The sequence below is a fragment of the Massilia sp. CF038 genome (genome assembly GCF_900129765.1).
Lineage (GTDB): Bacteria > Pseudomonadota > Gammaproteobacteria > Burkholderiales > Burkholderiaceae_D > Telluria_A.
Genome location: NZ_FQWU01000003.1, coordinates 407,775 through 420,367 on the forward strand (window position 1 = coordinate 407,775; position 12,593 = coordinate 420,367).

A 12,593-nucleotide genomic window follows, 5' to 3' on the forward strand; every position below is an offset into this window, starting at 1 on the left:
CAGCTCCTTACATGCGGAAGACACCGAACTTGGTGTCCTCGATTTCGGCGTTCAGCGCGGCCGACAGGCCCAGGCCCAGCACCATGCGGGTGTCGGCCGGATCGATCACGCCATCGTCCCACAGGCGCGCCGTGGCGTAATAGGGGTGGCCCTGGTGCTCGTATTGTTCCTTGATCGGCTGCTTGAAGGCGGCTTCTTCTTCGGCGCTCCACTGGCCGCCCTTGCCTTCGATGCCGTCGCGCTTGACGGTGGCCAGCACCGACGCGGCCTGGTCGCCGCCCATGACGGAAATGCGCGCGTTTGGCCACATCCACAAGAAGCGTGGCGAGAACGCGCGGCCGCACATGCCGTAGTTGCCGGCGCCGAAACTGCCACCGATGATGACCGTGAACTTCGGTACTGCGGCGGTGGCCACAGCGGTGACCATCTTGGCGCCGTTGCGGGCGATGCCTTCGTTTTCGTATTTGCGGCCCACCATGAAGCCGGTGATATTTTGCAGGAACACCAGCGGGATCTTGCGCTGGCAGCACAGCTCGATGAAGTGGGTGCCCTTGAGCGCCGACTCCGAGAACAGAATGCCGTTGTTGGCGATGATGCCGACCTTGACCCCGTAGATGTGGGCAAAGCCGCAGATCAGGGTGGTGCCGTAACGGGCCTTGAATTCATCGAATTCGCTGCCGTCGACAATGCGGGCGATCACTTCGCGCACATCGAAGGGCTTGCGCGTGTCCACGGGGATCACGCCATACAGCTCTTGCGGCGCGTATTTCGGTTCGATCGATTCACGCAGGGCCATTTGCTGCGGCTTGGTGCGGTTCAGATTCGACACAATGGTGCGCGCCAGCGACAGCGCGTGCAGGTCGTTCTGGGCCAGGTGGTCAACCACGCCCGACAGGCGGGTGTGCACGTCGCCGCCGCCCAGGTCTTCTGCGGTGACCACTTCGCCGGTGGCCGCTTTCACCAGCGGCGGGCCGCCCAGGAAGATGGTGCCTTGTTCCTTGACGATGATCGATTCGTCGCTCATGGCCGGCACATAGGCGCCGCCGGCAGTGCAGGAGCCCATGACCACGGCGATTTGCGGAATGCCCTTGGCCGACAAATTAGCCTGGTTGAAGAAGATGCGGCCGAAATGGTCGCGGTCGGGGAAGACGTCGTCCTGGTTGGGCAGGTTGGCGCCGCCCGAGTCGACCAGGTAGATACATGGCAGATTGTTCTGGTCCGCGATTTCCTGGGCGCGCAGGTGCTTCTTGACCGTCATCGGATAGTAGGTACCGCCCTTGACGGTTGCGTCGTTACAGACGATCACGCATTCCTGGCCCGAGACACGGCCGATGCCGGTGATGATGCCCGCAGCTGGCGCGGCGCCTTCGTACATATCGTAGGCGGCCAGCTGGGAAAACTCGAGGAAAGGCGTGCCGGGATCGAGCAGCATCTGGACCCGGTCGCGCGGCAGCAGCTTGCCGCGTGCGACATGCTTGGCGCTGGCAGCGGCGCCACCACCGGCGGCCATGGCAGCGACCTTGGCGTGCAGGTCGTCGACCACGCTTTGCATGGCTGCCACGTTGGCCTTGAAGTCATCGCTGCGCGGATTGAGTTTGCTGTCGATTTGAGGCATTGCGATCCTTATTTGTCCGGGAAACTGCCGTCCAGGTAAAACCAGCGCGCCACCCCGTCGGCCGGCTCGCGCACGAAGCGGCTGAGCTCGTGCAAGCGATGGGCACGTCCGTTGATCTTGTAGCGGGCGACGAATTCTACGGTATCGGCGTCTTGATTTTCTGGCAATTCTGCTTTACGTTGACGTAAACGTAAAGCAGATTTTACCTCAAGTCCGAGCCACTGCAATGCCTCGTTTTCCTGCACGATGGGCTCGTTTGGCAGGGTGCTGGGATGCCAGGTGGCGCGCAGATAGGCTTCATTGCGCTGGGTATAGGCGGTATAGCGCGAACGCATCAGCGCTTCGGCGGTTGCGGGCACGGCTTGCCCTGCGAGGTAAGGGCCGCAGCAGGCGGCAAGCGAAGTGCCGCCGCAGGGGCAGGTGGCTGGTGCTGGCATGGCGGTCTGGCAAAAAAGGAATCCGGCAATTATCCGCCAAATCCGCCATGCGCGAGGGGAGCGATGCGCTTATCGCGCCAATCAGATGAAGCGGCGCAGGAAGCTGAGGCCGCCAAGCGCGGCAAGTGCTGCCAGAATCCCGTAGTGGTTCCAGAAACTGCGTTGGGTATTCTTGAAAGCGTAGGCGGGATCGCCGCGCAGTTTGCTGGCCACGGCAGCTGGCAGGTCCGCGTAGCTGTCCTGGGCGGAAACGGCCACCAGGCTGCAGTTCCAGGTCCAGATGTCGGCCCAGAACAGGCCAAAGTGATCGCATTTGTAGCCAGCCTTGTAGCTGTTCAAATCACGGTATTCGCTGACCATCTCGGCAGGAAACGGTGCTACTTCAAACAGTTCGGAGCCGGTATTAAACAGAAGGAAGCCCTTGGCCTGGGCGGGCAGGCAGAACAGCATGGCGAGAATGCTTGCGAAAACGAAATTTCTAATTTTCATGGGAACGATTCGTTGTATTGACGGAAGGCTACTGTAACCGAAATTTCAACGAATATGGTATTTTGACCAACATACAACAATGCAACATTTCCTACTGGACAGGGTTGTTCAATCATGCATGATGGCTGCCAGCTTTCGCGCCGCGCCGCAGGCAAAAGTAAATCCCAGCGGTCCATGTCCCACGTTCAGCCACAGGTTGGCATAGCGGCTGGCGCCAATCAGCGGCGCCCCGCTGGGCGTCGATGGCCGCAGCCCGGCCCAGGTGGCAAGCTGGGCATAGTCGGCCGCTTGCGGCATGGTGGCGCGCACCTGGCGCAGCAAGCCCTGAACCCGCGCCGCGTCAAGCGTCAGATTCTCGCCTACCAGATCGGCCATCGCGGCAACACGCAGTCGTTCGCCAATGCGCGCGTACAGGATTTTGCGTTCGAAATCGGTCACGCTGACCTGTGGCGCCAGATCGCCGCTGCGGATCGGTGCGGTCAGACTGTAGCCCTTGACCGGATACAGAGGCAGCCGGATATCCGCCGTGGCCGCCAGATCGCGGCTGGCAATACCGGCGGCCAGCACATAATGGTCGGCGACCAGGCGGCCCGCGGCCGTGGCCACCCCTGTGACCTTGCCGCGCGCCCGCTCAAGCTGGTGCGCAGCGCCCGTGACGCGCGCTTGAAAGCGGGGATGCTGGGCAATGCGGCGCATCAATGCTTCGCAAAAGGCATGACAATCGGCCACCGCCTCGCCCGGATTGAAGATGCCGCCGGCCAGTGCCGCTTCCACGTGCGCCAGGGCTGGCTCGCAGCGCACGCATTGCGCCGGTGACAGGAGCTGACCCGCATCCGGTCTGGCGACGGCCACGTCGAGTGCGGGACGCGAGCGATAGATGATCAGCTTGCCTGCTTCGCGCCAGCTGAATTCCTCTTGCGGAATGGCCAGTTCCGCCATGGCCTGGCGGCTCGCTTCGCCCAGTTCAAGCAGGTGGGCGGTGGTTGCACTGTTGGCGGCGGCATTGCAGTGCGCCAGAAAACTGGCCAGCCAGCGCCATTGGCGCAAGTCCAGTTCGGGCCGAAAACGCAGCGGCGCATCCTGCTGGAACATCCAGTGCAGGGCCTTGAGCGGCACGCCAGCGTCGGCCAGGGGCGACACGTAGCGGTAGCTGAGCTGGCCGCCGTTGGCGTAGCTGGCGCCGTTGCCGACCTGGACTTCGCGTTCCAGCAGAGTGACGCCAAATCCCGCCTCAAGCAGCCACCAGGCCGAGGTCAGGCCAATCACGCCACCGCCAATGACAAGTACGTGCTGCATTCAAATCCTTTCACGGAATCGATTTTGCCGGGCACGGCTGAGCGCATTCTCACTTTTTTTCGAGCGGGCGCAGTAGAATGCGACAACGGTTGCTGTAACTTTTACGGGTCCGAGGCGTTATCAGATTACACCGAAGTGCGTTTTTCGGATGCCCCCGTGCAGCACAATGAACCAAAGCGGAATGCAATGAGCGATACCAGCACCGAATTCAAAGCCGATGCGAATGACAATTCACCGCTGTACATGCAGGTGGCGCGCAAGCTCATCGCCGATGTACGGGACGGCCGTTATCAGGTCGATCAGGCGCTGCCGTCCGAACGGCTGCTGTCCGAACAGCTCGATGTGTCGCGCGTCACGGCGCGCAAGGCCATTGACCAGCTGGTCGAACAGGGTCTGGTGGTGCGGCGCCGTGGTTCCGGCAATTATGTGGCGCCGCGCATCGAGCAGCCGCTGTCGAACCTGTCCAGTTTTTCCGAGCAATTGCAGCAGCGTGGCTACCGGCCCGGTTCGCAGTGGCTGAGCCGTGCCGTGGTGGCCGCGTCCGCCGACGAGCAGCTCAGCCTGGGCCTGTCGCCCAATGCGCGGGTGGCGCGCCTGGAACGCTTGCGCATGGCCGACGATATCGTCATGGCCTACGAGGTCAGCATCATTCCCGCCAGCGTGCTGCCGCAGCCTGATGCGGTGGGCAATTCCCTGTACGAACACCTGGCCGCCAGCGGCCATATGCCCATGCGTGCACTGCAGCATATTCGCGCCATGAATGCGTCCGCCACACTGGCCGGGCAGCTGGGCGTGCCTGAAAATCAGGCAGTGCTGTTCATTACCCGCGTGGGTTACCTGGAATCGGGCCAGGCGGTCGAGCTTACCCATTCTTATTGCCGCAGCGATCACTACGATTTTGTCGCCGAAATGCGGCGCGTGGCCTGATTGCGGGTCTGACCAAAGGCGGATCGATGCTCAACACTGAAACTCCCGACCCCAGGCATGCCGATCTCGACCACTATTCCACTGAACAACTTGTCACCGTCCTGGTGGACGACCAGCTCAACGCCGTGCACGCCGTGCGCGCAGCGGCCGGGGCACTGACGCGCGCGGTGGACGCGGCCCTGCCGCGGATCGAGGCGGGCGGGCGCCTGATCTACGTGGGCGCCGGCACGTCCGGCCGCCTGGGCGTGCTCGACAGCGTCGAACTATACCCAACTTTTTCGTGGCCGCATGAACGGGCCGTGGCCCTGCTGGCGGGCGGCATTGACGCGATGTTCATTGCCGTCGAGGGTGCCGAAGATGACCTGGCCAAAGGCGGCGCCGACATGCGCGAAGTCCACCCTGGCCCGAACGATGTGGTGTTGCTGCTGGCCGCTTCCGGCGCCACGCCGTATGTGCTGGGCGCGTTGCGCGCGGCGCGCGAGGCCGGCGCACTGGCGCTGGGCTTTGCCAATAATCCCGGCGCGCCCGTGGCGGCCGAAGCGGACATCGGTATCACCCTGGACACGGGCGCGGAAGTTATTTCCGGCAGCACGCGCCTGAAAGCCGGCACTGCCCAGAAAATTGCTTTGAACACGTTTTCAAGTGCTTTGATGGTGCGTTTGAACAAGGTTTATGGCAACCTGATGGTAGACTTGAAAGCAACCAATGCCAAGCTGGTGCTGCGCGCAGTGCGCCTGACCATGTTTGCCACCGGCGCCGACGAAGCGGCGGCGCGCGCGGTGCTGGAAGAGTGCGATTTCCATGTCAAGGTCGCCATTGTCGCCTTGATGAAAAAAACCAGTATCGACCAGGCCAGGGTGCTGCTCGAGGCGACCCGCGGCAGCGTGCGCCAGGCGCTTGCAGCCTGACCTGGCCACGAAAGAACCATGCAAAAATCGTTCGCGAACAATCCCTGGAGCTGGATCCCCTCGCTGTATTTTGTCCAAGCCATTCCGTATGTGGTGGTGATGTCGCTGTCGGTCATCATCTACAAGGATTTTGGCATCAGCAATACCGACATCGCGTTTTACACCAGCTGGCTGTACCTGCCGTGGGTGATCAAGCCGCTCTGGTCCCCTTTCATTGACATGTTCCGCACCAAGCGCTGGTGGACGGTGAGCATGCAGTTTGTGGTTGGCGCGGCGCTGGCCTCGGTGGCGCTGACCACCCATCTGCCCGCCTTCTTCCAGATCAGCCTGGCCATTCTGTGGCTGATGGCGTTCAGCTCGGCCACCCACGACATTGCCGCCGACGGTCTGTACATGCTGGCGCTGCCGCAGGACAAGCAAGCGGCCTTTGTCGGCGTGCGCAGCACCTTCTACCGCCTGGCCAATATTGCCGGCCAGGGCTTGCTGGTGTATCTGGCGGGCCAGATCACTGAGCGCACGGGCGACGTGGGCTATGCCTGGTCGGTTGTGCTCTACATTTTGGCGGGCATGTTCCTGGCGTTGTGCGTGTACCACCTGACCGTGCTGCCGCGCCCGGCCAGCGATCAGCCGGTGGTGCAGACCGATAATTATTTCAAGGAATTCTTCACCACTTTCGTGCTGTTCTTCAAGCGCAAGGACATTCTGCTGGTGCTGGGCTTTATCCTCACCTTCCGGCTCGGTGAATCGCAGTTGATCAAGCTGGTGGTGCCTTTCCTGAAAGACCCGGTTGCCAAGGGCGGCCTCGGACTGTCCACTTCGGATGTGGGCTGGGTCTACGGGACCGTGGGCGTGCTGTTCCTTACCTTGGGCGGATTGCTGGGCGGTTACCTGATCTCGAAAATCGGCCTCAAGCGCGCCCTGTGGCTGATGGTGTTTGCCGTGCACACGCCGGACCTGGCGTTCGTGTATCTGGCGACCGCCTTGCCGCAGGACTTGCTGACCATCTCGGTTTGCATTGCACTTGAGCAGTTTGGTTACGGCTTCGGCTTTGCCGCCCTGCTGATGTATATGATCATGGTGGCCGATGGCGCCCACAAGACGGCCCATTACGCCATCTGCACCGGCTTGATGGCGGCCGGCATGATGCTGCCAGGCTTTTACAGCGGCCAGATCCAGGAATGGCTCGGTTATCCCCACTTCTTCATGTATGTCTGCCTGATGACACTCCCCGCCTTTTTGATGGCCGCGCTGGTCAAGATCGACCCGGAATTCGGCAAGGCGCCGGCCAAATGAGCGCGGCCAAACGACTGACCTCACTCGATGCCTTCCGTGGATTCACCATTGCCGCCATGGTGCTGGTGAATAATCCGGGCGACTGGTCGCACCTGTATTCGCAACTGGCGCACGCGCACTGGCACGGCTGGACCTTCACCGACTGGATCTTTCCCTTCTTCCTGTTCATTGGTGGGGTCTCGATGTCCTTGTCGCTGGGACGCCTGGCTGCGGCCGGCGCCGACAAGCCGGCGCTGCTGACCAAGCTGGCCACGCGCGCCGTGATGATTTTTTTGATCGGGCTGACGCTCAACCTGTTCCCCGATTTTAATTTCTCCAATGTGCGCATTCCCGGCGTTTTGCAGCGCATCGCCTTGTGCACTTTGCTGGCAGCGCCGCTGGTGGTGTACTGCGGCTGGCGCGCGCAGCTCGCTGCCATTGGCGTGTTGCTGGCGTTGTACAGTGTGTTGATGCTGCTGGTGCCGGTACCGGGCATCGGCGCCGGCGTGCTGGAACCGGGACGCGACATGGGCGCCTATCTGGACCGCATGCTGCTGGGCGGCCACCTGTGGAAGCAATCGGTGATCTGGGATCCGGAAGGGCTGCTCAGCACCATGCCTGCGCTGTGCACCCAGCTGATTGGTGTATTGACGGGGCGCTGGCTGTCATCGTCACGCCCGCGGGTGGAACAAACCGTGTGGCTGCTTTTGTCCGGGCTGGCATTGCTGTGGGCAGGGGCCATGCTTGACGTGGTGCTCATGCCGATCAACAAAGCGCTGTGGACCCCGTCATTCGTGCTGTTTACCGGTGGCTGGGCGCTCCTCTTGTTCGGGGTGTTTTACTGGCTGCTGGACGCCAATCCGCACCGCCGCTGGCGCGCCATTGCCACCCACTGGAGCACGCCGCTGCTGATCTACGGGATGAACGCCCTTTTCATCTTTGCGTTCTCTTCGCTGATTGCCAAGATGCTGATGCCATACGGGCCGGTCGTGAGTGCCATGCTGGCCACACTGGACGTGGCACCCGAATTGCGCTCTTTGCTTTATGCTCTGCTGTTTGATGCTGCCATGTTCATGGTCGCCTGGGTCATGTGGCGCAAGAAGTGGTTCGTAAAAGTCTAGACGCGAGGATTGGTTTGCAGCCTAATTTGAAGAAACGCGCATTTGCGCTCGCAAGCGCGGCCGGCGTCCTGGCCCTGATCGCCAGCTGTACCAGCGTGCCGCCACCGGTGGCCGACAAGCCTGGCGTGGCGCAGCCACCACGCGCGCCCCAAGGTACCGAGACCGAGCCGCCGCCGGCGCCGCGCGAATTCCGTGCGGCCTGGGTGTCGACTGTCGCCAATATCGACTGGCCCAGCAAGGCCAATCTGAGCGCGGCCCAGCAGCAGGCCGAAGCCATTGCCATCCTGGAGCGCGCCAAATCGCTCAATCTGAACGCCATTGTGCTGCAGGTGCGCCCCAGCGCCGACGCCATTTACGCATCCAAAATCGAACCCTGGTCGGAATACCTGAGCGGCACCCAGGGCCAGGCGCCACAGCCCTGGTACGACCCGCTCAAATTCTGGATCGCCCAGGCGCACGCGCGCGGCCTTGAATTGCATGCCTGGTTCAATCCTTACCGGGCACGCCACGCCACGTCCAAGTCGCCCATGTCGGCCGATCACGTGTCGAAGATGATGCCCTCGGCGGTCAAGAGTTATGGCCGCTTTTTGTGGATGGATCCGGGCGAAGAAGTGGCATCAAAGCAGACGCTGGCCGTGATCCTTGACGTGGTCAAGCGCTACGACATCGATGGCGTGCACATTGACGACTATTTTTATCCGTATCCGATTGGCGCGGGCGGGCCTGAAGCAGCGCTCGATGGCGCCGCTGGCGGCAAGGAACTCGATTTCCCCGACCAGGCGGCATGGCAGCGCTATCTGCTCACCGGCGGCAAGCTGGAACGGGCCGACTGGCGGCGTCAGAACGTGAACCAGCTGATCGAGGCGCTGTACAAGGGCATCCACGCCGAAAAAAGCTGGGTGCGCTTTGGCATCAGCCCGTTTGGCGTGGGCCGCCCTGACCGGCGTCCGGCCGGCATCGCCGGTTTCAGCCAGTACGACAAGCTGTATGCCGATGCCGAATTGTGGCTCGAGAAGGGCTGGGTCGACTATTTTTCGCCCCAGCTGTACTGGCCCATCGCGCAAGCGCCGCAAGCGTACGATGTGCTGCTCGACTACTGGCTGGCGCAGAACCGGCAAGGCCGGCATATCTGGCCCGGACTGTTCACCAGCCGGATCGGCGCGCCCACCAAGTCATTCGTACCGCAGGAAATCGTGCAGCAAATTGGTGTGACGCGCAGCCGGCCCAAAGCCGGCGGGCATGTCCATTTCAGCATGGCGCCCTTGATGGAAAACCGCCAGGGCATCAGCGACCAGCTAAGGGCCGGCGCTTACCCGGGTCCGGCCCTGGTGCCGGCCACGCCATGGCTGGGCAGCGAGACGCCGGCAGCGCCGGTGGTCAGCGCCCGCCGCAGCGGCGGCGTGGTGCAATTGAAGCTGGCAGCGAAGGACAACACCCACTTTGCGATCTGGTCGCGCCATGGGTCGGAGTGGCGCTTTGCAGTCGCACCAGCCGCCAGAACGGAATTTACGGTGCCTGACGACGCCAGCGCCGTGGTGGTCAGCGCCATCGACCGGCTGGGCAACGAGAGCGAGCGGGTCTCGGTGCTGAAGGCCGACGGTGTTCCCCTGGCGCCGGTGGCGGGCGCCAGGTGAGCACTGTCGGCCTCGGCATCGATGCCGGTGGCAGCCGCACCCGCTGGGCGCTGGCGCGAGGCGAGACCATCATCGCGAACGGCGAAGTTGGCGGCGTCTCCGCGCTGCAGCTGGGCAGCGCGGCGGGACGCGCAGCGATTGAGGCCGAGTTGCTGGTCCTGGCCAGGGCCGTGCTGGCACACGCGCAGCCTGCCCACGTTGTGGCCGGCCTGACCGGCTTGGGCGACGACAGCGCAGCGTTGCAAGGCTGGCTGGCCGCGCAGCTGCAGATCGCCCCTGCGGCAGTCACCCTGCACAACGACATTCACATCGCCTACCTGGCCCATTTCGCGCCGGGCCAGGGCTACCTGGTTTACGCCGGGACTGGTTCGATCGGCGCTTTCATCGACAGCGCGCAGCAATTTCATCGCGCCGGCGGCCGCGGCGTGATCCTTGACGATGGCGGCGGCGGTTACTGGATCGCGCGCGAGGCGTTGCGCCACATCTGGCGCAACGAGGACGAAGAACCAGGCCGCTGGCGCGCCTCGGCCATGGCGCAGGCGGTGTTTGCCAGGATTGGCGGCGACGACTGGGCGCTGTCGCGCCAGTTCATCTACGGCCAGGAGCGGGGCGCGGTGGGCCAGCTGGCGCTGGCCGTTGCCGCCAGCGCCGATCAGGACCCCGTTGCCACCGCCATTTTGCGTGCCGCCGGCGAGGAACTGGCGCGCCTTGCCCTGGCGCTGACGGCGCGTTTTGGCGAGCGGCCCATCGTGCTGTCCGGCCGCGCCGCTGCCCTGCACCCCTTGATCGCGCAAGCGATGCGCGCCAGATTGCCGGATGCGCTAAGCTTGACACAACATCAGGGCGATGCGCACCATGCCGCAGCACGCATCGCCGCCCGAACCGCTGCCGGAACTTGAAACGATCATGAAAAAACCGACCCTGATAGCGTTATGCCTGCTTGCACTGCTGACCGGTTGCGCCAGCGGTCCGCAGATCGATCGCAGCTTCAGCGCCAAGGGGCAGAGCAGCCGCGTCAAGTTCGTGGTGCTGCATTACACGGTTAGCAATACGCCGGGTTCCTTGCGCACCTTGACCCAGGAAGTGGTCAGCAGCCACTATCTGGTGACGGACGATGCCAAGCCGGTCGTGTATGGCCTGGTGGACGAAAACCGGCAGTCGAACCATGCCGGGGTATCGAGCTGGAAGAACTACACTCTGCTCAATGGCAGCTCGATCGGGATCGAGATCGTCAATCCCGGCTTTACCAAAGGACCCGAGGGCCGGATCTGGCATCCGTTCCCGCAGGCCCAGATCGACCGCGTGATCGCACTGGTGAAAGATATCGTGGCGCGCCACCAGATCCCGCCCGAAAATATCCTGGGACATGCTGACATAGCGCCCATGCGCAAGCAGGACCCCGGTCCCCTGTTCCCCTGGATTCAGCTGGCCCAGCAGGGGCTGGTGACTTGGCCCGACGCACTCAAGGTGGCTGCGTTGCGGCCGCAATTTGAACTGGCGCCGCCCGACACGGCATGGTTCCAGAAGAAGCTGGCCGGCGTTGGCTATACAACGCCGCAGAATGGTGAACTCGATGCAGCGACCCGTGCTTCCATGGTTGCGTTTCAGATGAAATACCGGCCGTCCCTGTTCGATGGCAGTCCGGATGCCGAGACGGCGGCGCTGCTTGAAACGCTGGTGCCGACACCGCCGCCACCACCGGCGCCGCCTGTGCCCACCATGTCGCCCGCACTTGCCGTTCCTGTCGCACCAGCTGCAACGGCAGCACCGGCAACACCGCCCGCACCGGCCGTCCCCGCGCCGGTGCCCGATCTGCCCGCGGTACCGGTCGAACACTGAGGCTGCCGCGATGGAAGATCTCGCTTCCAGCGGCCAGTTCCGTCACCTCTCGACCATCGCCGGCATCGCGGTCGATCTGCGCTATGCCACGCCGAATAACTTTGTCGGGCGCGATCTATACTCTCCCCACGACTGCGCATGGCTGCATCGCGACGCCGCGGCGGCACTGGAACAGTCGGTGGCCTGGCTGGCGACAATGCGGCCCGGCTGGACCGCGCTGATCCTCGACGCGCTGCGCCCGCAGCGGGTGCAGCAGCAATTGTGGGACGCGCTGGCCGGCACCAGCCTGCAGATGTATCTGGCCGATCCGGTGCGCGGCTCGATTCACTCCTTTGGCATGGCGATCGACATCACCTTGCTTGACGCAGCCGGGCGCGAGGTTGACATGGGCACCGGCTTTGACGACATGAGCGAGCGGTCGCACCCGGCACTGGAAGCGGCCATGCTGGCCAGCGGCGAACTTACCCCAACCCAGATCGACAACCGCCAAGTGCTGCGCGACGTGATGGCGCACGGACGCTTCCAGGGCATTGGCAGCGAATGGTGGCATTTCGATTTGGGCGACCGCGATCTGGTACGGCGCACCTACCGGCGCGTACTTTAAGGCTGGCGCGCGTAGCTTGCGGTGAGCATTTCCCACTGGTGGCCATCGGGCTCGTTCCAGTAGACGATCTTGCCGCCGTGGGCGGTGTCGACCTGCGAGTCAACCGGGCCGTGCACGGCGCTGCGAAAGGCAACGCCGGCAGCGCGGATGCGCTCAAGGATGGCATCGAATTCGGCATCGCTGACGCGGAAGCAGTAGTGGCTCAGCGGGATCGGCTCGGGCCAGGTGTCGAAGTCCAGCGTCAGGCCATCGTTGACAAACACTGGGGCGAACGGGCCGATGCCGGTGGTCGACCAGGGAACGCCCAGCAGCTCGGCCAGTTGTCGGGCCGCGGCAACCCTGTCGCGCGCGGGCACCAGAATATGATCCAGAAAAATGGCCATGTTTTCTCCCTCGTGGTGGTCGCATCAATATGACACAGAGCGCGCAAACGCGCACACGCAGACCCACG

13 protein-coding genes are annotated in these 12,593 nt (G+C 63.3%); 8 read left to right on the top strand and 5 right to left on the bottom strand.

The window, feature by feature from the left end:
* Nucleotides 1–7 precede the first annotated feature (7 nt).
* The 4 genes from BUC24_RS21155 to BUC24_RS21170 all read right to left on the bottom strand — a co-directional run bounded on the left by BUC24_RS21155 (nucleotide 8) and on the right by BUC24_RS21170 (nucleotide 3,837).
* The gene (locus tag BUC24_RS21155; RefSeq protein ID WP_073221449.1) at nucleotides 8–1,615 is read right to left on the bottom strand and encodes a carboxyl transferase domain-containing protein; all 1,608 of its coding nucleotides are present in this window, start codon (nucleotides 1,613–1,615) and stop codon (nucleotides 8–10) included.
* 8 nt (nucleotides 1,616–1,623) lie between these two features.
* Complete coding sequence (locus tag BUC24_RS21160) at nucleotides 1,624–2,052, bottom strand: YchJ family protein (RefSeq protein ID WP_073221452.1); 429 nt, start codon at nucleotides 2,050–2,052, stop codon at nucleotides 1,624–1,626.
* 81 nt (nucleotides 2,053–2,133) lie between these two features.
* Nucleotides 2,134–2,541 carry a hypothetical protein gene (locus BUC24_RS21165; protein ID WP_073221455.1) on the bottom strand — a complete coding sequence of 136 codons (408 nt, stop codon included), beginning with the start codon at nucleotides 2,539–2,541 and terminating at the stop codon, nucleotides 2,134–2,136.
* 108 nt (nucleotides 2,542–2,649) lie between these two features.
* The gene (locus BUC24_RS21170; protein WP_073221458.1) at nucleotides 2,650–3,837 is read right to left on the bottom strand and encodes a D-amino acid dehydrogenase; all 1,188 of its coding nucleotides are present in this window, start codon (nucleotides 3,835–3,837) and stop codon (nucleotides 2,650–2,652) included.
* A 186-nt stretch (nucleotides 3,838–4,023) separates the two neighbouring features.
* Here BUC24_RS21170 and BUC24_RS21175 point away from each other — a divergent pair, with 186 nt between their 5' ends.
* From BUC24_RS21175 to BUC24_RS21210, 8 genes are read left to right on the top strand one after another with little or no spacing between them, the layout of a single operon-like run.
* Nucleotides 4,024–4,764: a GntR family transcriptional regulator gene (locus BUC24_RS21175; protein WP_073221461.1), complete on the top strand. Its 741-nt coding sequence runs from the start codon at nucleotides 4,024–4,026 to the stop codon at nucleotides 4,762–4,764.
* 26 nt (nucleotides 4,765–4,790) lie between these two features.
* Entirely contained in the window at nucleotides 4,791–5,672 is an 882-nt protein-coding gene (locus tag BUC24_RS21180; RefSeq protein ID WP_073221465.1) for an N-acetylmuramic acid 6-phosphate etherase, read from the top strand.
* Between the two features lie 18 nt (nucleotides 5,673–5,690).
* Complete coding sequence (locus BUC24_RS21185; protein ID WP_073221468.1) at nucleotides 5,691–6,965, top strand: MFS transporter; 1,275 nt, start codon at nucleotides 5,691–5,693, stop codon at nucleotides 6,963–6,965.
* On the top strand, nucleotides 6,962–8,065 hold the full coding sequence (locus BUC24_RS21190) for an acyltransferase family protein (RefSeq protein ID WP_073221471.1): 1,104 nt from the start codon (nucleotides 6,962–6,964) through the stop codon (nucleotides 8,063–8,065). The genes BUC24_RS21185 and BUC24_RS21190 overlap by 4 nt, the downstream gene beginning before the upstream one ends.
* A gap of 14 nt (nucleotides 8,066–8,079) precedes the next feature.
* Entirely contained in the window at nucleotides 8,080–9,699 is a 1,620-nt protein-coding gene (locus BUC24_RS21195; protein ID WP_073221474.1) for a glycoside hydrolase family 10-like protein, read from the top strand.
* Entirely contained in the window at nucleotides 9,696–10,598 is a 903-nt protein-coding gene (locus BUC24_RS21200; RefSeq protein WP_073221478.1) for an N-acetylglucosamine kinase, read from the top strand. Before BUC24_RS21195 ends, BUC24_RS21200 begins: the two co-directional genes overlap by 4 nt.
* A 7-nt stretch (nucleotides 10,599–10,605) precedes the next feature.
* Entirely contained in the window at nucleotides 10,606–11,538 is a 933-nt protein-coding gene (locus tag BUC24_RS21205; RefSeq protein WP_073221712.1) for an N-acetylmuramoyl-L-alanine amidase, read from the top strand.
* Nucleotides 11,539–11,548: 10 nt separating this feature from the next.
* Nucleotides 11,549–12,142, top strand: a complete 594-nt coding sequence (locus BUC24_RS21210; protein WP_073221481.1) for a M15 family metallopeptidase — start codon at nucleotides 11,549–11,551, stop codon at nucleotides 12,140–12,142.
* On the opposite strand, the gene BUC24_RS21215 is transcribed toward BUC24_RS21210, so the two are convergent.
* On the bottom strand, nucleotides 12,139–12,525 hold the full coding sequence (locus BUC24_RS21215; protein ID WP_073221484.1) for a VOC family protein: 387 nt from the start codon (nucleotides 12,523–12,525) through the stop codon (nucleotides 12,139–12,141). The two genes, BUC24_RS21210 and BUC24_RS21215, sit on opposite strands and share 4 nt — an antisense overlap.
* Nucleotides 12,526–12,593: the final 68 nt, after the last annotated feature.

Bases quoted from the DNA above. Each gene is read 5' to 3' on its own strand.
- BUC24_RS21170 (WP_073221458.1), bottom strand. From the start codon at position 3,837: ATGCAGCACGTACTTGTCATTGGCGGTGGCGTGATTGGCCTGACCTCG.
- BUC24_RS21180 (WP_073221465.1), top strand. From the start codon at position 4,791: ATGCTCAACACTGAAACTCCCGACCCCAGGCATGCCGATCTCGACCAC.
- BUC24_RS21165 (WP_073221455.1), bottom strand. From the start codon at position 2,541: ATGAAAATTAGAAATTTCGTTTTCGCAAGCATTCTCGCCATGCTGTTC.
- BUC24_RS21210 (WP_073221481.1), top strand. From the start codon at position 11,549: ATGGAAGATCTCGCTTCCAGCGGCCAGTTCCGTCACCTCTCGACCATC.
- BUC24_RS21175 (WP_073221461.1), top strand. From the start codon at position 4,024: ATGAGCGATACCAGCACCGAATTCAAAGCCGATGCGAATGACAATTCA.
- BUC24_RS21215 (WP_073221484.1), bottom strand. From the start codon at position 12,525: ATGGCCATTTTTCTGGATCATATTCTGGTGCCCGCGCGCGACAGGGTT.
- BUC24_RS21155 (WP_073221449.1), bottom strand. From the start codon at position 1,615: ATGCCTCAAATCGACAGCAAACTCAATCCGCGCAGCGATGACTTCAAG.
- BUC24_RS21185 (WP_073221468.1), top strand. From the start codon at position 5,691: ATGCAAAAATCGTTCGCGAACAATCCCTGGAGCTGGATCCCCTCGCTG.
- BUC24_RS21190 (WP_073221471.1), top strand. From the start codon at position 6,962: ATGAGCGCGGCCAAACGACTGACCTCACTCGATGCCTTCCGTGGATTC.
- BUC24_RS21160 (WP_073221452.1), bottom strand. From the start codon at position 2,052: ATGCCAGCACCAGCCACCTGCCCCTGCGGCGGCACTTCGCTTGCCGCC.
- BUC24_RS21205 (WP_073221712.1), top strand. From the start codon at position 10,606: ATGAAAAAACCGACCCTGATAGCGTTATGCCTGCTTGCACTGCTGACC.